At 67.4% G+C, this 17,294-nt stretch carries 15 protein-coding genes; all 15 read left to right on the forward strand.

Translation table 11 applies throughout. The features are described from left to right. The first annotated feature begins 38 nt into the window (after positions 1–38). The 15 genes from ACWD35_RS25650 to ACWD35_RS25720 all read left to right on the forward strand — a co-directional run bounded on the left by ACWD35_RS25650 (position 39) and on the right by ACWD35_RS25720 (position 17,232). Complete coding sequence (locus tag ACWD35_RS25650) at positions 39–1,271, forward strand: 3-deoxy-7-phosphoheptulonate synthase (protein WP_451353634.1); 1,233 nt, start codon at positions 39–41, stop codon at positions 1,269–1,271. Beyond that, positions 1,268–1,891 carry an isochorismatase family protein gene (locus ACWD35_RS25655; protein WP_451353635.1) on the forward strand — a complete coding sequence of 208 codons (624 nt, stop codon included), beginning with the start codon at positions 1,268–1,270 and terminating at the stop codon, positions 1,889–1,891. Before ACWD35_RS25650 ends, ACWD35_RS25655 begins: the two co-directional genes overlap by 4 nt. After that, entirely contained in the window at positions 1,888–3,828 is a 1,941-nt protein-coding gene (locus ACWD35_RS25660; protein ID WP_451353636.1) for an anthranilate synthase family protein, read from the forward strand. The genes ACWD35_RS25655 and ACWD35_RS25660 overlap by 4 nt, the downstream gene beginning before the upstream one ends. Next, positions 3,825–4,991 (forward strand): PhzF family phenazine biosynthesis protein, encoded by a 1,167-nt coding sequence (locus ACWD35_RS25665; RefSeq protein ID WP_451353637.1) that lies wholly within the window; start codon positions 3,825–3,827, stop codon positions 4,989–4,991. Before ACWD35_RS25660 ends, ACWD35_RS25665 begins: the two co-directional genes overlap by 4 nt. Before the next feature lie 9 nt (positions 4,992–5,000). Further along, complete coding sequence (gene phzG / locus ACWD35_RS25670; RefSeq protein WP_451353638.1) at positions 5,001–5,636, forward strand: phenazine biosynthesis FMN-dependent oxidase PhzG; 636 nt, start codon at positions 5,001–5,003, stop codon at positions 5,634–5,636. A 59-nt stretch (positions 5,637–5,695) separates the two neighbouring features. Next, positions 5,696–7,318, forward strand: a complete 1,623-nt coding sequence (locus tag ACWD35_RS25675; protein WP_451353744.1) for a flavin-containing monooxygenase — start codon at positions 5,696–5,698, stop codon at positions 7,316–7,318. A gap of 463 nt (positions 7,319–7,781) precedes the next feature. Beyond that, positions 7,782–8,111 (forward strand): putative quinol monooxygenase, encoded by a 330-nt coding sequence (locus ACWD35_RS25680; protein ID WP_451353639.1) that lies wholly within the window; start codon positions 7,782–7,784, stop codon positions 8,109–8,111. Between the two features lie 58 nt (positions 8,112–8,169). Next, positions 8,170–9,384 (forward strand): FAD-dependent monooxygenase, encoded by a 1,215-nt coding sequence (locus ACWD35_RS25685; protein ID WP_451353640.1) that lies wholly within the window; start codon positions 8,170–8,172, stop codon positions 9,382–9,384. A gap of 222 nt (positions 9,385–9,606) precedes the next feature. Then, entirely contained in the window at positions 9,607–10,602 is a 996-nt protein-coding gene (locus ACWD35_RS25690; RefSeq protein ID WP_451353641.1) for a UbiA family prenyltransferase, read from the forward strand. 112 nt (positions 10,603–10,714) lie between these two features. Beyond that, a complete protein-coding gene (gene mvk / locus ACWD35_RS25695; protein ID WP_451353642.1) occupies positions 10,715–11,734 on the forward strand; it encodes a mevalonate kinase in 1,020 nt (339 codons plus the stop codon). Beyond that, on the forward strand, positions 11,724–12,767 hold the full coding sequence (gene mvaD, locus ACWD35_RS25700) for a diphosphomevalonate decarboxylase (protein WP_451353643.1): 1,044 nt from the start codon (positions 11,724–11,726) through the stop codon (positions 12,765–12,767). The genes mvk and mvaD overlap by 11 nt, the downstream gene beginning before the upstream one ends. Beyond that, complete coding sequence (locus ACWD35_RS25705; RefSeq protein WP_451353644.1) at positions 12,767–13,906, forward strand: phosphomevalonate kinase; 1,140 nt, start codon at positions 12,767–12,769, stop codon at positions 13,904–13,906. The genes mvaD and ACWD35_RS25705 overlap by 1 nt, the downstream gene beginning before the upstream one ends. Continuing rightward, positions 13,896–14,987 carry a type 2 isopentenyl-diphosphate Delta-isomerase gene (gene fni / locus ACWD35_RS25710; protein WP_451353645.1) on the forward strand — a complete coding sequence of 364 codons (1,092 nt, stop codon included), beginning with the start codon at positions 13,896–13,898 and terminating at the stop codon, positions 14,985–14,987. Before ACWD35_RS25705 ends, fni begins: the two co-directional genes overlap by 11 nt. After that, entirely contained in the window at positions 14,984–16,051 is a 1,068-nt protein-coding gene (locus ACWD35_RS25715; protein ID WP_451353646.1) for a hydroxymethylglutaryl-CoA reductase, read from the forward strand. Before fni ends, ACWD35_RS25715 begins: the two co-directional genes overlap by 4 nt. Next, positions 16,048–17,232, forward strand: coding sequence for a hydroxymethylglutaryl-CoA synthase (locus tag ACWD35_RS25720; RefSeq protein WP_451353647.1), 1,185 nt, complete (start codon positions 16,048–16,050; stop codon positions 17,230–17,232). The genes ACWD35_RS25715 and ACWD35_RS25720 overlap by 4 nt, the downstream gene beginning before the upstream one ends. The last annotated feature ends 62 nt before the right edge of the window (positions 17,233–17,294 follow it).

A 17,294-nucleotide genomic window follows, 5' to 3' on the forward strand; every position in this document is an offset into this window, starting at 1 on the left:
GTGGCCTGTTATTTGCAAATCTACGGGGGTAGAATAGAGTGAACAATTCAGGCTTCCTGGACCTGAGGCTTCCCGCAGCCCAGCAGCCGGAATGGGAACATCCGCACCAGCTCGCCCAAGTACGCAACGTTCTTTCGGCAACCGATTCCCTGGTCGGCCCCGAACAGATCCTCGCGCTGCGTCAGGCGCTGGAGAAGGTGGCCAGGGGCGAGGCCCTGGTTCTTCAGGCCGGTGACTGCGCCGAGCACCCGGACGAGTGCAGCGAGCCGCACATCTCCGCGAGGGCCGGGCTTGTCCATCAGCTCGCCGACATGCTCGGCGCCGATGCGGGACTGCCGGTGCTCCGCGTCGGGCGGATCGCGGGGCAGTTCGCGAAACCCCGCTCACAGTCGACCGAAGAGGTCGACGGCCTTGTCCTGCCCGCCTACCGGGGGCATATCGTCAACGCTCCCGAGCCCGACGAGCACAGCAGGCAGCCCGATCCGCTGCGCATGCTCATGTGCTTCATGGCCGCTCGGGAGGCGCTGCAACATCTCGGCTGGCGGACAGGCGACTGGATCCGGCGAGCCGCCGAGGACCGGTTGTGGACCAGTCATGAGGCCTTGCTCATGGACTACGAGCAGCCGCAGGTCCGCAAGCTCGACGACGGTCGGTGGATGCTCAGTTCGACCCACTGGCCGTGGATCGGTGAACGGACCAGACAACTCGGCGGAGCCCATGTGGAGTTGATGTCCAGGATCATCAACCCGGTCGCCTGCAAGGTCGGCCCGACGACGACACCCGACGAGCTGCTCGAATTGTGCCGTCGGCTGGATCCGCACCGTGAACCGGGTCGTCTGACGCTCATCGTGCGTATGGGCGCCGAGATGATCGGCGAACGGCTGCCGGCCCTCGTTCGCGCGGTCCGGGACGAAGGCCGCCCCGTCCTGTGGTTCTGCGATCCGATGCACGGCAACACGAGCAAGCTGGCGGACGGCACCAAGAGCCGTGACGTCGCCGTGGTCGCCGACGAGGTGCGGCAGTTCCTCGAGCAGCTGAGTGACGCGGGCGTACGCGCACACGGCCTGCACCTGGAGGCGAGCCCGTACGCGGTCGACGAATGCCTCGGCGGCTCAGTGCCGCGGTCGAGGCCCGTCACGCAGGCCGCCGGCATGCCGACTCTGTGCGATCCGCGGCTCGATCCGGACCAGGCCGCCGAAGTGGTCTCGGCGTGGTCGGACGTCCTTGCCGCGTCCGCGGCTTCCGCTCTCAGTAAGGGGTACAGGCGTTGACCACCTCTCTTCGCGTCGAACCGTACGACCTTCCCACTGGAAGCGACTTGCCGACCGGCGGTGTGGACTGGCGGGTGAGCCCGGACCGGGCGGTCCTGCTCATCCACGACATGCAGAACTACTTCCTGGAGCCGTTGGGACAGGAAATGCGCAGCCGCCTGGTGGACAACACGGCCGCGCTGCGCAAGCGCTGCGTGGACAGCGGAATGCGTGTCGCCTACACCGCCCAGCCGGGGCGGATGTCCGAAGAGGACCGGGGCCTGCTCCGAGACTTCTGGGGACCGGGCATGACCAGCTCCGCGGCCGATCGCTCCATCGTGGCCGAACTGGCCCCCGAGGCCGCGGACTGGAACCTGCTGAAGTGGCGTTACAGCGCCTTCTTCCGTACCGATCTGCTCCAGCGCATGCGCGCCGAGGGCCGTGACCAGCTGGTCATCACCGGTGTGTACGGGCACATCGGGATCCTCACGACCGCGCTCGAGGCGTACAGCAACGACATCCGGGTCTTCCTGGTCGGCGACGCCATCGGCGACTTCTCCGCGGCCGACCATCGGATGACCCTGAGGCACGCGGCGAGGTGCTGCGCGAAGGTGACGGACGTAGACGGACTGTTGACGTGACCGACTACAACGATCCCAGGAAGCACACGCCACACAGCCCACCTGCCCCGGCAAAGAGCGATCTGCTCCAGGCCGTTCTCGACGGCAGTGCCGAGAACTTCGCGATCGTCTGCCGGGACGGCGAACACGGCCGCGACGTGCAGGTGTTCAGAGGCGATGTCAGCCAGCCCGCCTCGCTCGACGCGATCGGTCTCGGGCAGGGCGGGTCCACGGGATCCGCGCGTGGCGAGGCGAGCACCGACGTCCTGGTCGTCGTCCCCTACCGGCAGCTCGCCGAGCGCGGCTATCCGGCGCCTGACGACGGCACACCTCTCATCGCGATGGCGGTGACCGAGGAGGAGCACCACGCGCTGTCCACTGTGCTCGAGAGGCTGCCGCAGCACACGGTGCGGTTGGCCGACGGTCACTTCGAACCGGATGACGCGGCGTACGCGGAGACGGTCAAGGCGGTGCTCGCCGACGAGATCGGCACCGGCCAAGGTGCCAACTTCGTCATCAAGCGCACCTACCTGGCCGACATCACGGACTACCGCCCTGAGTCGGCGCTCTCGGCCTTCCGCGAACTGCTCTCCCGTGAGCGCGGGGCGTACTGGACCTTCCTGGTCCGGACCCGAGACGTGACACTCATCGGCGCCTCGCCGGAACGGCACGTCAGCCTGGCCGACGGCGTAGCCACGATGAATCCGATCAGCGGTACCTATCGCTACCCGGACGGCGGTCCCACCCTCAAGGGTTTGACCGAGTTCCTCGCCGACCGCAAGGAGGCCGAGGAGCTGTACATGGTGGTCGACGAGGAACTGAAGATGATGTGCCGGATCTGCGAGCCGGGCACGGTGCAGGTGAGTGGCCCGCATCTCAAGGAGATGGCCAAGGTCGCCCACACCGAGTACCACATCTGTGGCACCGCCAACAGGGACATCCCCGAAGTGCTACGGGCCACGATGTTCGCGCCCACGGTCACCGGGAGCCCAGTGGAGAGCGCGGCCCGGGTGATCGAGCGCTACGAGCCCGACGGGCGCGGATACTACAGCGGCATCATCGGCCTGGCCGGTACCGACAAGGCCGGCCGCCGAACGCTGGACTCGGCCATTCTCATCCGTACGGCCGTCCTTGAACCCTCCGGGCGCTTGTCGATTTCGGTCGGTTCCACGCTCGTACGCCACTCCGATCCGCAGAGCGAGGTGGCAGAGACCAGGGCCAAGGCGACCGCGCTGCTTGAGGCGTTCGGGGAGTGCACACCCCGCCGATCACCGGCGCAGGACCCGAGCGTACTCGCCTCGCTGAGGAGCCGGAACGAGGGCATCGCGGGCTTCTGGGTCGGACAGGACGCCGGCCAAGGGGTCTCCTCGAGGATCCTGAACGGGCGCAAGGCGCTGGTGATCGACGCCGAGGACAACTTCACCTCGATGCTGGACCATCAGCTCCACGCACTCGGGCTGAGCGTCACCGTGCGGCGCTTCGACGAGCCCTTCGAGACAGGCGATCACGATGTCGTCCTGCTCGGACCGGGCCCAGGTGATCCCCGCGACACCACGCACCCGAAGATCGCCGCCCTGGACCGGGTGATCGGCGAACTCCTGGGGGAGCGGCGCCCGTTTGTCGCCGTCTGCCTGAGTCATCAGGTGCTGTGCCACAGGCTCGGCCTGCCCCTGGTGCGCCGCGAGCACCCGAACCAGGGCACACAGCGACGGATCGAGCTGTTCGGCAATGCGGAGCGGGTCGGCTTCTACAACACGTTCGAGGCCCGCAGTACCACCGACCGCTGGAAGAGCGCTGGTGGTGTGCAGGTGGAGATCAGTCGCGACCCGGTCACGAGCGGTGTCCACGCGTTGCGCGGCGACCGGTTCGCGTCCCTGCAGTTCCATGCGGAGTCCCTGCTCACCGTCGACGGGCCGCGCATCCTCACTGACATGTTCGAGGGGGTTATGACACGATGAAGATGGAAATCGCGTGGTGGGATCTCGAAGGTTCCCCCGCCACAGTGGAGAGCCTCGAGCGGCATCTGAATGAGGACGGTGTCGTCCAGGCCTGGCAGGCCGTCGAGGGTCTGCGGGAGAAGTTCTGGATCGCCGACCCTGCCGGCAAGCGCTGGGGCGCGGTCATCGTCTGGGACGGCTCGCGGCCCCCGTCGCTCCCCGAGAACCTGGCTGCCTCCGTGGTCGGCTATCCGATCACGCACCGGGACCACTTCGAGGTGCAGGCGGTGGTACAAGGCGCGGGCCCCGTCGGTGTCCGCGACTCCTCGCACCGGTACGTCGTCGTCGACGCGTTCGCCACCGAGCCGCTTCGTGGCAACCCGGTAGCGGTGTTCTTCGACGCCTCGGACCTTACGAGTAGTCAGATGCAGCGCATCGCCAAGGAGATGAACCTGTCCGAGGTGGTCTTCCTGCTGCCGCCGACGGTCGAGGACGCGGATGTGCGGGTGCGGATCTTCACCCCCGTCAACGAGCTCCCCTTTGCCGGGCATCCGCTGCTCGGTACGGCTGTCGCGGTCGCGCTCGACCTTCGCAGGGACCGCCTGCGCTTCGAGACGCAGATGGGGGTCGTGCCGTTCCGCATCGACCGCACCTCCGATGACCGGTGCGGAGGGAGAAGCGCTTACGTGTCCATGGAGCAGCCGATCCCGGTCTGGGAGCCGTACGAGCACGCCGAGGCGCTGCTCGCGGCGCTCGGCATCACCTCCTCCACTCTGCCGGTGGAGGTGTACCGCAACGGCCCACGGCACGTCTTCGTCGGACTGCCCGACGCGGAGGCGCTGGCCGCGCTGCGGCCCGACCATCGAGCGCTCGCCGCCTTCCCCGACATGGCCGCCAACTGTTTCGCCCAGGAGGGCGAGCGGTGGCAGCTCCGGATGTTCTCGCCCGCCTACGGGGTCGTCGAGGACGCGGCCACGGGATCCGCCGCCGGCTCGCTCGCCGTCCACCTCGCCCGGCACGGGCGCGTGGAGTACGGGAAGACCGTGGAGATCCACCAAGGCGTCCAACTCGGCCGTGACTCGGTCATGTTCGCCATGGCCACGCTCGCGGAAAGCGGCGAGGTGGGTCTCGTGCGGGTCAGCGGCCACGGCACGGTCGCCGCCGAGGGCACCATCCATGTCTGAGGGAGCACCATGAGCAGCATTCTCGAATCCCTGACCGGAACGGTCGGTCTTCCATTCCCCGAATACGACACGCCGCCGCCCGCCCCCATGGGGTTGGCCAGGCAGTGGACGGCTGACGCCGTCGAGCGCGGTGTACGTGAGCCCATGGCACTGTCCCTGGCCACGGCCGACCGGGCGGGCCGAGTCTCCAACCGGATCGTCCAGGTCATCGAAGTGGCGGACAGCGGGCTGCTGTTCACCACGCACAGCACCAGCCGCAAAGGCCGCGAGTTGGCCGAGAACGCCTGGGCCTCCGGCTTGTTCTACTGGCGCGAGACCGCACAACAGCTGTGCGTCTCGGGCCCGGTGGTCCGACTTGACGACGCGGAGAACGAGCGGCTGTGGTACGCCCGTGAGCCCGGCCTGCACTCCATGACCACGGCGTCCCGGCAGAGCGAAACGCTCGACGACCCGCAACGGCTGCTCGCCGACAACCAACGGTACGCCGCCGCGCCGGCTCCCTTGCCCCGCCCGCAGCGATTCGTGGGATACCGGCTCACGCCGGACAGCGTCGAATTCTGGTCCGCCGCCAAGACGCGGCTTCACCATCGCCTGCGGTACGAGAAGACCTCCGCCGGATGGCACGTCGTCAGGCTCCAGCCGTGACCGACACCGTCTCCCTCACCGATGCCTTCCTTCTGTCCAGCACGAGCCGAAAGACTGATATGACCAGGAAACCGACTCATCTCGACGCGATCGTCATAGGGGCCGGATTCGCAGGTATCTACATGCTTCACAAGCTCCGCAACGAACTCGGCGTGCACGTACGTGCCTTCGAGCGGGGGACCGGCATCGGCGGCACGTGGCACTGGAACCGCTATCCAGGCGCCGCCGCCGACGTCGACAGCATCGTGTACCGCTATTCCTTCGACAGCGATCTGCTGCGGGAGTGGAACTGGAAGAACCGGTACGCGACCCAGCCGGAGATCCTGGCCTATCTGGAGCACGTCGTCGACCGGTTCGACCTGCGCGAGGACATACAGCTCGGCACCACGGTGGAGTCGTTGACCTTCGACGAGGACTCCAACCTGTGGACCGCACGGACCGACCGCGGCGAGGAATTCACCGCCACGTACGTCGTCGGTGCGCTCGGCCCCCTGTCCACCCCCGTCTTCCCCGACATCGAGGGACGGGACAGTTTCGCGGGCACGCAGGTGCACACCGGCGCCTGGCCGGAAGGCCTCGACATCACCGGAAAGAAGGTCGGGGTCATCGGTACCGGCTCGACCGGTACCCAGTTCGTCGGCGCCGCCGCCCGGATGGCCGAACACCTCACCGTCTTCCAGCGCTCCGCGCAGTATGTCGTCCCGGCCGGCGACAAGCCGCTCAGCGACGAGTTCATCGAGGACTACCGGGAGAACCACGAGCAGTTCTGGAAGCAGGTATTCGATTCGCGTGTCGCCTGTGGCTTCCGGGAGAGCGAGATCTCCGCGATGGACGTCTCCGCCGAAGAGCGTGAGCGGAAATTCGAGGAGAGCTGGAACCAGGGCAACGGGTTCCATTTCATGTTCGGCACCTTTGCGGACATCGCATTCAATCCGGCGGCCAACGAGGCCGCCGCCTCATTCATCCGATCCAAGATCGCGAAAATTGTGCGGGATCCGGAGACCGCACGCAAGCTCATGCCGACCGACTTCTACGCGAAGCGGCCCATCTGCAACACGGGCTACTACGAGTCCTACAACCGCGACAACGTCACGCTGGTATCCACCAAAGAGAACCCGATCGTCCGGATCACGCCGACAGGAGTGGTGACCGAGGACGGCACCCAGCACGATCTGGACGTCCTGGTCTTCGCGACCGGCTACGAGGCCATGCAGGGGAGCTACAACCGGATCGACATCCGGGGCCGTGGCGGTGTGACCCTCAAGGAGCACTGGGGCGAGGCCCCGAGCAGCTACCTCGGTGTGGCCATGACCGGATTCCCGAATCTCTTCACGGTCTTCGGCCCCAACAGCGTCTTCTCCAACCTGCCGCCCGCCCTCCAGACCCAGGTCGACTGGATCGCGGAGACCATCGACGCCGCCCGGCGGCGTGGCATCGGCACGGTCGAGGCCACCGCCGCCGCGGAGGAGGAGTGGACCGCCATGTGCCGGGAGCTGGCGGAGCACAGTCTGTTCGCACAGACCGATTCCTGGATCTTCGGCTCGAACATCTCTGGAAAGAAGCGGCGCACGCTCTTCTACTTCGGCGGCATCGCCGCCTACCGGGAGAAGCTGCGGGAGATCGTCGCCGCGGACTACGAAGGCTTCACGCTCGATCACGAGGGATCGCCGGCCTCGGCCTGACGGTGGCACGAGGCTCTTCCGTACGCTTTTGACCTCGCGCGGGTGGGGCTGAGCCGGTCGGGGTCGAGTCCGGCTTCCGAGGCCGCCCGGCACATCAGGGCGGCGAAGGTGTGGCATCGGGGCAGATGCCGTGGCCGACGGGGAGGGTACGTCGTCGGCCACGGTTTCCCCGGTGTGGGATGCTCGCGGCGATGGTCGGCGAGACAGCCGACCGCCCGCCGTGCTCGTTTTCCGCACACGCCCCGAAGCCTTGTCCACCCGCGCGACGCCCCGCATGATTGCCTAAACCCGTTATGGGGCCGACAAGGTTGACAGGGCTGCGCCGAGCGGTATTCGCCGACCTGTCACCGTCCTTTCCCCCGGAGCGGGTTCTTCCGCTCGACTGAATTTCCTGGACGCGAGCATTTTCGTGAGTCAATGGAAGTGTGGTTCGGAAAGCGGGGCAGTTGCTAGCTTCAGCCGCATGACGGAATTCGCTTTTCGCGCAACCGATGATCTCGTCACTCTGATCAACGTCTTCGAAGTCGAACCGGACAAACACAAGGAACTCCTCGGTGTCCTCAACGAGGGCTTGGAGAAGGTAATCCGGCATCGCCCCGGATTCGTATCCGGAACGATTCTCGCAGGCACGGACGGCAGCAGGGTCGTGAACGTCGCGCAGTGGCGCAGCCTCGCGGACATCCAGGCCACGATGGCCGATCCCGCCGCGCAGGAGTACGGCAGGAAGGCCGCTTTCCTCGGAAAGCCCGCGCCGGGCGTGTACTCGGTGGCCTCGGTCGTCACGGCTCCCTGACTTCCCCCACTGGCCCTCATTCGCAGACGCTCATCCGTAGAGAAAGGCGACAGCCGTCATGACCGAGGCAGCTTCCCCGAGCATCGTCATCGCAGGGGCCGGGATCGGAGGACTGGCCGCAGCGCTCGCCCTGCATGCCCGTGGACTGCGCGTCACCCTGCTCGAGAAGGCGCCGGAGATCCGGCCGCTGGGTGTCGGGATCAACATCCAACCCGCAGCGATCGCCGAACTGACCACCCTCGGCCTGGGCGAGAGGCTGGCGGCCACAGGCATCGCCACCCGCGAGCACCGCTACATCGACCACAAGGGCGCCACCCTGTGGTCCGAGCCTCGGGGCATCGCCGCCGGCCACGACCATCCGCAGTACTCCATCCACCGCGGCGAACTGCAGATGATGTTGCTCGACGCGGTCCGCTCGCGCCTCGGAGCTGACGCGATCCGTACCGCGACTCGGGTGCGGGGCTTCGATCAGGAGGACAACGAGGTGCGCGTTCACATCAGTTCGCGCTCCTCAGGTGACTCCGTCCTCAGGGCCGATGCGCTGATCGCCGGTGACGGAGTGGACTCTGCCATCCGGGCGCAGCTTCACCCCGACGGGCCACCGCTGCGCCGGACCCCCGTGCGGATGTGGCGTGGCCTGACCACACTCCCCGAGTTCATCGACGGCAGGACGATGATCATCGCTTCCGATGACCAGGCCAACCGGATGGTCGGTTACCCGTGCTCGCGGCCGCACGCCGAGCGCGGCGAGGTTCTCTTCAACTGGGTGTGCCTGGCGGCGGATCCGGACTGGCAGGGTGAGACGCAGCTCAGTCCTGGAAAGCTTGAGGATCTGCTGCCGCACTTCGCCGACTGGGACTTCGGCTGGCTCGACGTACGGGCGACCCTGGAGTCGAGCCCGCAGCTCATGCACCACGTGATGGTCGACCGCGACCCACTGACCTCCTGGGGCGAGGGCCGGGTCACCCTCCTCGGTGACGCCGCCCACCCGATGTACCCGATCGGGGCCAACGGCGGCACCCAGGCCATTCTCGACGGCATCGCGCTGGCCGCCGAACTCGCCGACGCCGGCGATGACGTGCCGGCCGCGCTCCAACGCTACGAGAGCATCCGGCTGCCGGCCACCAGTGCGATCGTCGAGGCCAACCGCCGCATGGACCGCTCCGAACGGACCTTGGCCGAGGGCGCCGTAGGCGACGTGGCCGACGAGCTGGAAACCATCGCGACTGACTACCGGCAAGTCGTCGAAGGCCGGTCGACCACCCACTCCTGACCGCGGTTCCCGCCCTCCGGGTCCACGAGGAACACCAGTTCCGCGGGAGATCATCCCCCCGCCCACTGCAGCATGACCGCGGGACCGGGGTGCCGTCATCTCTCTCGTCCTGCCCCTCGCCGGTCATCGACGAGCTTCACGACTGCTCAGGCCACCGGCATTCGGCCGCAGCAGTCACAAACCCCAGCTGTGCCGCAGAGAGACGAAAAGGAAAAGCAAAGCATGTCAACAGCCGATGCCTCAACCCGTGCACGGTTGAGCCGGATCCTGACCGATACCAGCGAGGACGATCCGGTCCGGCCACCGCTGGGAACCCGCCTCAAGTACTACTTCTTCATTCGCCGCCCCGAGTTCCTGCCGGGCCACATCCTCATCGGCCTCGCACCGGCGGTGCTGGGGGCCACGAGCTGGGACGAGCTGCTGTCGGTGAACGCGGCGATGGCGTTGCTGTTCGCGATCGTCAACATGCAGCTCGCGGACCAGATCAACGCCCTGGCTGACCGGTGGGAGGACGCGGCGAACAAGTCCCGTCTGGCCACGGCTGTCTTCGGTCTCGGAGTCAGGCGGGTCGTCGGCGACATCGTCCTGACAAGTCTCGTCTACGTGGGTCTGGCCGCCTTCCTGGCCATCCGGACCGGACACTGGGACCTGTTGCTGATTGTGGCGGCCGGCTGGATCGTGGGTGCCCAGTACTCGCTTCCCCCGTGGCACCTCAAGAGCGCTGGCGTCGGCCAGTTGTTCGGCCTGTACATGTGGGTGTGGATTCCGCAGCTCTTCGTGCTGCGCGCCTTCGAGAACCACCTCCAGTGGACCAACGTCGTGGCCACGGCGGCCCTCACCGTCGTACTCGTCGCGCTGTTCACGACCAACCAGGTCGAGGACTATTTCGACGATGAGGAGTTCGGTGTGCGGACATATGTTCGCGCCCTGGGCATCAAGAAGACACTTGCCGTCCAGTCCGTACTCCTGTGCGTCGGTTCGTTGGCGATCGTCGGGTCCGTGTACCTGAACTCCGGGTTCAACTGGGCCATGATCCTCTTCATCGCCGCCTGGCTCGTCTGCCAGGTCTACATGTACTCGCTCTCCAAGGCGGCGAACGCCCCTATTGAGAGCGTGGTCACCACGGTCAAGAAGAAGTCTCTGGTGGGCCCGTACCTCAGCATGCTGATGAGCAGCATGACGATGCTGGTGGGCATCGGAGTCCTGGCCCAGAACTGAGCCACTTCGCACCCGGGCCTGGGCACCGCCCCAGGCGCCCACGTGGTGGTCACGTGGGCGCCCGAAGCGCCCCTCCGACACACGACTCACAGCGCTGCACACAACCAGGGGGATGAGCGCGTTGACTTCGCCGACCTCGGCACAAGGCCTGGCGGGCGGGATCGGTACCCGCCGTATCGGAATCGGACGAGCCCACGGCAAGATCATCCTGATAGGGGAGCACGCGGTCGTGTACGGCGCGGAGGCACTCGCCGTGCCGATCCCGCAATTGCCGGTGACGGCGACCGTCACGCGACTTCCCGGCGCCGACGACCGCACCGGTGAGGTCTCCTTCTCCGTGACCAGCTCCGTGTCGGGAACGGTGGCGCTGCAGGCAACCGACGGCCTGCAGCGCCTCGTGGAGGAGTTCAAGGAGCGGGTCGAGGTCACCGACGAGGCACACATCGACGTGGTGGTCGACTGCGCCATTCCACTGGGCCGTGGCCTCGGCTCCAGCGCGGCGTGCGCACGATCGATCGTCCTCGGTCTGGCCGACCTGTTCGACCACGAACTCGACGAGTCCGCGATCTTCGAACTGGTGCAGATCGCGGAGAGCATGGCCCATGGCAGGGCAAGCGGTGTGGATGCGCTCGCCACGGGTGCACCCGCCCCCATCCGCTTCCGGGGGGGCACAGCCCGGGAACTACGCGTCGGCTTCGACGGCTTCCTCGTCATCGCGGACAGCGGTGCAGCAGGTGAGACGAAGGCGGCGGTGGAGCTCCTGCAGTCCGCGTTCATCCACGGTCCCGGCGCGCAGGAGGACTTCGTGCGCCGGGCCACGGAACTGACCGGCTCGGCCGTAAGCGATCTCGCCGAGGGCCGGGCCGAAGACTTCGGAAGCAGCCTCACGAGATACCACGCGCTGCTCGGTTCGGCGGGCCTCAGCACGGAACGGATCGACGCTCTGGTCGACGCCGCGCTGGCGGCGGGCAGCCTCGGCGCCAAGATCAGCGGTGGCGGACTGGGCGGCTGCATGATCGCGCTCGCGGGCGGGCCTGCCCAGGCACTGCGGATCGAGACCCGGCTGCAGGACGCCGGCGCGACGCGTACCTGGATCGCGCCGCTCGGGAGGAGCACCGACCATGCCCACTGAAGGACTCCGGACGAGCCCGTCCCGCCCGCGTACCCCGGAAGTCGCCGGAGCTGCGACGGCTGTCGCCCAGCCGAACATCGCCTTGATCAAGTACTGGGGAAAGCGCGACGAGCGACTCGTCATCCCGTGGACGAGCAGCCTGTCGATGACCCTGGACGTGTTCCCGACGACCACCACTGTCCGCCTCGCCCCGGCGGCGGGCGCGGACCGAGTGACGCTGAACGGCAGGCATGCTGCCGGCGAGACGCTGCGGCGTGTCCTCGACTTTCTCGACCTGGTCCGCGAGCTGGCCGGGCGACGCGAGCGGGCGGTGGTCGACAGCCACAACACGGCCCCCACCGCAGCAGGCGTCGCCTCCTCGGCGAGTGGCTTCGCCGCTCTGGCCGTCGCGGCCTCAGCCGCATACGACCTCGGTCTCGACGCCACCGAGCTCTCCCGCCTCGCCAGGCGCGGTTCGGGTTCGGCCTCGCGGTCGGTCTTCGCCGGCTTCTCGCAGTGGCACGCGGGCGGGGAGGCGGACCCGGACGGCAGTTCCTACGCCGAGCCGGTGCCCGTCAGAGGCCTTGACCCCGCGCTGGTGATCGCACTGGTGGACGGCCGCCCGAAGGCTGTGTCCAGCCGCGCGGCCATGCGGCGGACCGTCGACACCTCGCCGTTCTACCGGCCCTGGGCCGCTTCGAGCGAGAGAGACCTGATCGAGATGCGCCTCGCACTGGGGCGTGGTGACCTGGACGCGGTGGGTGAGATCGCTGAGCGCAATGCGCTTGGCATGCACGCCACGATGCTGGCGGCCCGCCCCGCCGTGCGCTACCTGTCGCCCGGCACACTGACCCTGCTCGACCGGGTGCTCCAACTGCGACAGGAAGGCACACCCGCCTACGGCACCATGGACGCGGGCCCCAACGTCAAGGTCCTGTGCCACAGCGCGGACGCCGACCGGGTGGCTGCGGCGCTGCGCGACGCCATCCCGAGCGGCTCGGTCGTAGTGGCCCGCAGCGGGCTCGGCGCCCGCCTGCTCCCCGTAGGCAGTTGATGTCTGCCGAGGGTACGGTGTCGCGGCAGGCGCCGGGAAAGCTGTTCGTCTCCGGTGAGTACGCCGTCATCGAGCCTGGAACGCCCGCCATCATCATGGCCGTTGACCGATACGTACGCGTCACCGTGTCCGAGCCGGCCGGAGCAGACATCGTGATTGTCTCCGATCTCCTGGACGGGGAGGCGCGCTTCCGGCTGCAGGCGGGCGGCGGGCTTGTGTGGTGCGGCCCGGGCGACGGTGAGCGCGCCCGAAGCGTTCTGGCCTGCGTCCTGTCGGTGATCGAGGTGATGCACACCCAGCTGGCCGAGCGTGGGTGGTCCGCATCCGGGGCGCACCTGTCGATCAGCAGTGAACTCCACGATCGAGGGACGAAGTTCGGTCTCGGTTCGAGCGGTGCGGTAACGGTGGCGACGGTCGCCGCCCTGGCGGCGTACCACGGCCTGGACCTATCGCCGGAAGCCCGGTTCCGGCTCGCCCTCATCGCCACGGCGCGGCTCAATACCCGATCATCCTGCGCTGATCTCGCAGCCAGTACCTGGGGCGGATGGATCGCCTATCGGGCACCTGACCGGGCTGCCGTTCTCGCAATGGCGGCGCGGAGAGGTATCGACGAGACCTTACGCGCGGCATGGCCGGGCTTCGAAGTGCGCCGGCTGCCACCACCCGCCCGGCTTGGCATCGAGATCGGCTGGACCGGCACCCCCGTCTCCACGGACTCGCTCGTCTCACGACTCGGCCGTCGTCATTGGCGGGGCAGCACCGCGCACAAGCGCTTCATGGCCCGTATGACCGACTGTGTGCACGCGTCGATCACAGCCCTCGAACAGGGGGACCGCGAGACCTTGCTGCACCGGATACGGGGATCCCGCCGAGCACTCGCCGAGCTCGACGAAGCGGTGGGGCTGGGCATCTTCACGCCAAAGCTGACCGCGTTGTGCGAGGCCGCCGAGGCACTGGGAGGCGCGGCGAAACCGTCCGGGGCGGGAGGAGGCGACTGCGGAATCGCCCTGATGCCCGCTGAAGACGACGCGCGAATACGTAAGTTGCGAAACCGGTGGGCCACCGCAGGAGTGAGACACCTGCCACTGCTTCCTGCCGAGGAAAGTACAAGTGAAAGGAACGTACGCAATGATCGCTGAACGCAAGGACGATCACGTCCGGCTCACCGTCGAGCAACAGCGCAGGCACAGTGGGCAGAACGAGTTCGACGACGTCACGTTCGTCCATCACGCCCTGGCCGGTATCGACCGCTCCGATGTTCGCCTGGCCACGGGATTCGCCGGGTTCGAGTGGCAGGCCCCTCTCTATATCAACGCGATGACCGGCGGCAGCGTCAACACAGGGGTCATCAATCGGGACTTGGCCATTGCCGCCCGCGAGACCGGCCTGGCCATCGCCACGGGCTCCATGAGCGCCTACTTCAAGGACGCGTCGTCAGCGGCAACCTTCAGTGTGATGCGTCGAGAGAACCCCGACGGCTTCATCATGGGGAACATCAACGCCAATGCGTCCGTCGACGAAGCGCGGCGGGCCGTCGATCTCCTTCAGGCCAACGCCCTTCAGATCCATTTGAACGTCATCCAGGAGACGGCAATGCCCGAGGGCGACCGCTCCTTCTCCGCCTGGGCGCCGCAGATCGAGCGAATCGTGGCCGGACTCGACGTTCCGGTGATCGTCAAGGAGGTCGGTTTCGGCCTGAGCCGCAGGACCATCGCCGCCCTGCGGGAGCTGGGTGTGCGCGTCGCCGACGTCGGCGGTCGCGGCGGCACGAACTTCGCCAAGGTGGAGAACGACCGTCGGGCGGTGTCCGACTTCGCCTATCTCAACGACTGGGGGCTGTCCACTCCCGCGTGTCTTCTCGACGCACAACCCGCCGAAATCCCGGTACTCGCATCCGGGGGAGTTCGCAATCCGCTCGACGTCGCCCGCAGCCTGGCACTCGGAGCCGCCGCGGCCGGCGTCTCCGGCGGTTTTCTGCGCACCCTCCTGGACGGCGGTGTCGAGGCGCTGATCACCCAGATTTCCACCTGGCTCGACCACTTGACCGCCCTCATGACCGCACTGGGTGCGCGCACGCCGGCCGAGCTGGCCGAGTGCGACGTGTTGATCAAGGGCGAACTGCTCGCGTTCTGCGCCGAGCGGGGAATCGACACCCGCTCGCTCAACTCGCGATCGGAGCACCTGGAACCCACCCAGTCGACGACGGGAAACGCACGATGACCACTGTCACGGAAACGGCCGGAGTCCCGATGAGGTGGGTGGGGCCGATACGCGTCTCGGGGAACGTCACCACCACCGAGACACAGGTCCCGCTGGCCACCTACGAATCGCCACTGTGGCCGTCCGTCGGCCGTGGCGCCAAGATCTCCATGCTGACCGAACGTGGAGTCGTCTGCACCCTCGTCGATGAGCGGATGACCCGATCGGTGCTCGTGGAGGCCGAGGATGCCCAGGCCGCGTACGCTGCCGTGCAACAGCTCGACCTGCGGTTCGAGGACCTGCGCAAGGTCGTGCGCACCTGCAGCAGGTTCGCCGAACTGGTCGCCGTGCGGCATGAGATAGCCGCCAATCTGCTGTTCATCCGCTTCGAGTTCAGCACCGGAGACGCCTCCGGGCACAACATGGCCACGCTCGCTGCCGACGCGCTGCTCACCCATATCCTGCAGACGATCCCCGGCATCTCCTACAGCTCGATCTCGGGCAACTACTGCACCGACAAGAAGGCCACCGCGATCAACGGCATCCTCGGTCGCGGCAAGAACGTGGTCGCCGAACTCCTGATTCCACGCGCCCTGGTCGAAAGCAGGTTGCACACGACGGCTGAGAAGGTCGCCAAGCTGAACGTGCGCAAGAATCTGATCGGCACCCTGCTGGCCGGCGGGATCCGTTCGGCCAACGCGCACTTCGCCAACATGTTGCTCGGCTTCTACCTGGCGACCGGACAGGATGCGGCCAACATAGTCGAGGGCTCCCAGGGCGTGACGGTGGCCGAGGACCGGGATGGGGACCTCTACTTCTCCTGCACGCTTCCCAACCTGATCGTGGGCACAGTCGGCAACGGCAAGGGCATCCCCTTCGTCGAGGAGAATCTGGTCCGGCTCGGATGCCGGGAGGAGCGCGAGCCCGGTGAGAACGCGCGACGGCTCGCCGTCCTGTGCGCCGCTACCGTGCTGTGCGGTGAGCTCTCGCTGCTCGCGGCACAGACCAATCCCGGTGAACTCATGCGCGCCCACGTCCACCTGGAACGCAGTCACTCGACGGCGGCGGCCGAGGTGCAGGCATGAGCAGAGACGGTGGGAGCCCCACCATCGGAATCGACGATCTGTCGTTTGCCACAACGGAATTCGTCCTGCCGCATACGGAGCTGGCCGAGCACAACGGCACCCCGATCGGCAAGTACCACGTGGGCATCGGACAGCGCTCGATGAGCATTCCCGCGGCGGACGAGGACATCGTGACGATGGCCGCGACCGCTGCCGCTCCAATCGTCGCCCGGCACGGCGCCAACCGCATCAGGACGGTCGTGCTCGCGACGGAGTCGTCGATCGACCAGGCCAAATCGGCCGGGGTCTACGTCCATTCGCTGCTCGGACTGCCCACCTCCACGCGGGTGGTCGAACTCAAGCAGGCCTGTTACGGGGCCACGGCGGCACTGCAGTTCGCCATGGGCCTGGTGCACCGCAACCGCTCCGAACAGGTCCTTGTGATCGCGAGCGACGTGTCCAAATACGACCTGGACAGCCCGGGTGAGGCCACTCAGGGAGCGGCCGCGGTAGCCATGCTGGTCGGCGAGGACCCCTCGCTGGTGCGGATCGAGCCGACCTCGGGCCTGTTCACCAGCGACGTCATGGACTTCTGGCGGCCGAACTACCGGGACACGGCCCTTGTCGACGGTCGGGAGTCCATTTCCGCCTATCTACAGGCGGTCGAGGGGGTGTGGAAGGACTACGGCGACCAAGGAGGTCGCGCGCTGGACGAGTTCCACGCCTTCTGCTATCACCAGCCGTTCACCAAGATGGCCTACAAGGCGCACCGTCACCTGCTGAACTACTCCGGGTGTCAGCTCGACGACGAGGACATCGCCCGCGTGCTGGAGCCCACCACCCGCTACAACGCCGTGATCGGCAACAGCTACACCGCCTCGCTCTATCTCGCCCTCGCCGCGCTGCTCGACGGCGAAGAGGATCTGACCGACCGGACCATCGGCTTCCTCAGCTATGGCTCCGGCAGCGTGGCGGAGTTGTTCGCCGGAAGTATCGTGCCGGGGTACCGTGCCTACCTGCGCAGCGCGGCGCACCACGAGGCGATCCAGCGCCGCCGGACGATAGACCACGCCACCTATCGGGAACTGCACGCGCGTTCCCTTCCGACGGACGGAGGGGACCATCCCGTACCCCGTCAGACGAATGGCCCCTACCGGCTGGCCGCACTGTCCGGGCACAAGCGCATCTACGAGCGGCGCTGACGCGCCGCGAGTCGCGGAACGGCTTGCCCCAGAGCCGTCACTGCAGGGGCAAGCCGTTCGTC

This window comes from Streptomyces sp. NPDC002671 (assembly GCF_053592475.1).

Bases quoted from the DNA above. Each gene is read 5' to 3' on its own strand.
- fni (WP_451353645.1), top strand. From the start codon at position 13,896: ATGATCGCTGAACGCAAGGACGATCACGTCCGGCTCACCGTCGAGCAA.
- ACWD35_RS25675 (WP_451353744.1), top strand. From the start codon at position 5,696: ATGACCAGGAAACCGACTCATCTCGACGCGATCGTCATAGGGGCCGGA.
- mvk (WP_451353642.1), top strand. From the start codon at position 10,715: ATGAGCGCGTTGACTTCGCCGACCTCGGCACAAGGCCTGGCGGGCGGG.
- phzG (WP_451353638.1), top strand. From the start codon at position 5,001: ATGAGCAGCATTCTCGAATCCCTGACCGGAACGGTCGGTCTTCCATTC.
- ACWD35_RS25715 (WP_451353646.1), top strand. From the start codon at position 14,984: ATGACCACTGTCACGGAAACGGCCGGAGTCCCGATGAGGTGGGTGGGG.
- mvaD (WP_451353643.1), top strand. From the start codon at position 11,724: ATGCCCACTGAAGGACTCCGGACGAGCCCGTCCCGCCCGCGTACCCCG.
- ACWD35_RS25680 (WP_451353639.1), top strand. From the start codon at position 7,782: ATGACGGAATTCGCTTTTCGCGCAACCGATGATCTCGTCACTCTGATC.
- ACWD35_RS25665 (WP_451353637.1), top strand. From the start codon at position 3,825: ATGAAGATGGAAATCGCGTGGTGGGATCTCGAAGGTTCCCCCGCCACA.
- ACWD35_RS25720 (WP_451353647.1), top strand. From the start codon at position 16,048: ATGAGCAGAGACGGTGGGAGCCCCACCATCGGAATCGACGATCTGTCG.
- ACWD35_RS25705 (WP_451353644.1), top strand. From the start codon at position 12,767: ATGTCTGCCGAGGGTACGGTGTCGCGGCAGGCGCCGGGAAAGCTGTTC.
- ACWD35_RS25685 (WP_451353640.1), top strand. From the start codon at position 8,170: ATGACCGAGGCAGCTTCCCCGAGCATCGTCATCGCAGGGGCCGGGATC.
- ACWD35_RS25690 (WP_451353641.1), top strand. From the start codon at position 9,607: ATGTCAACAGCCGATGCCTCAACCCGTGCACGGTTGAGCCGGATCCTG.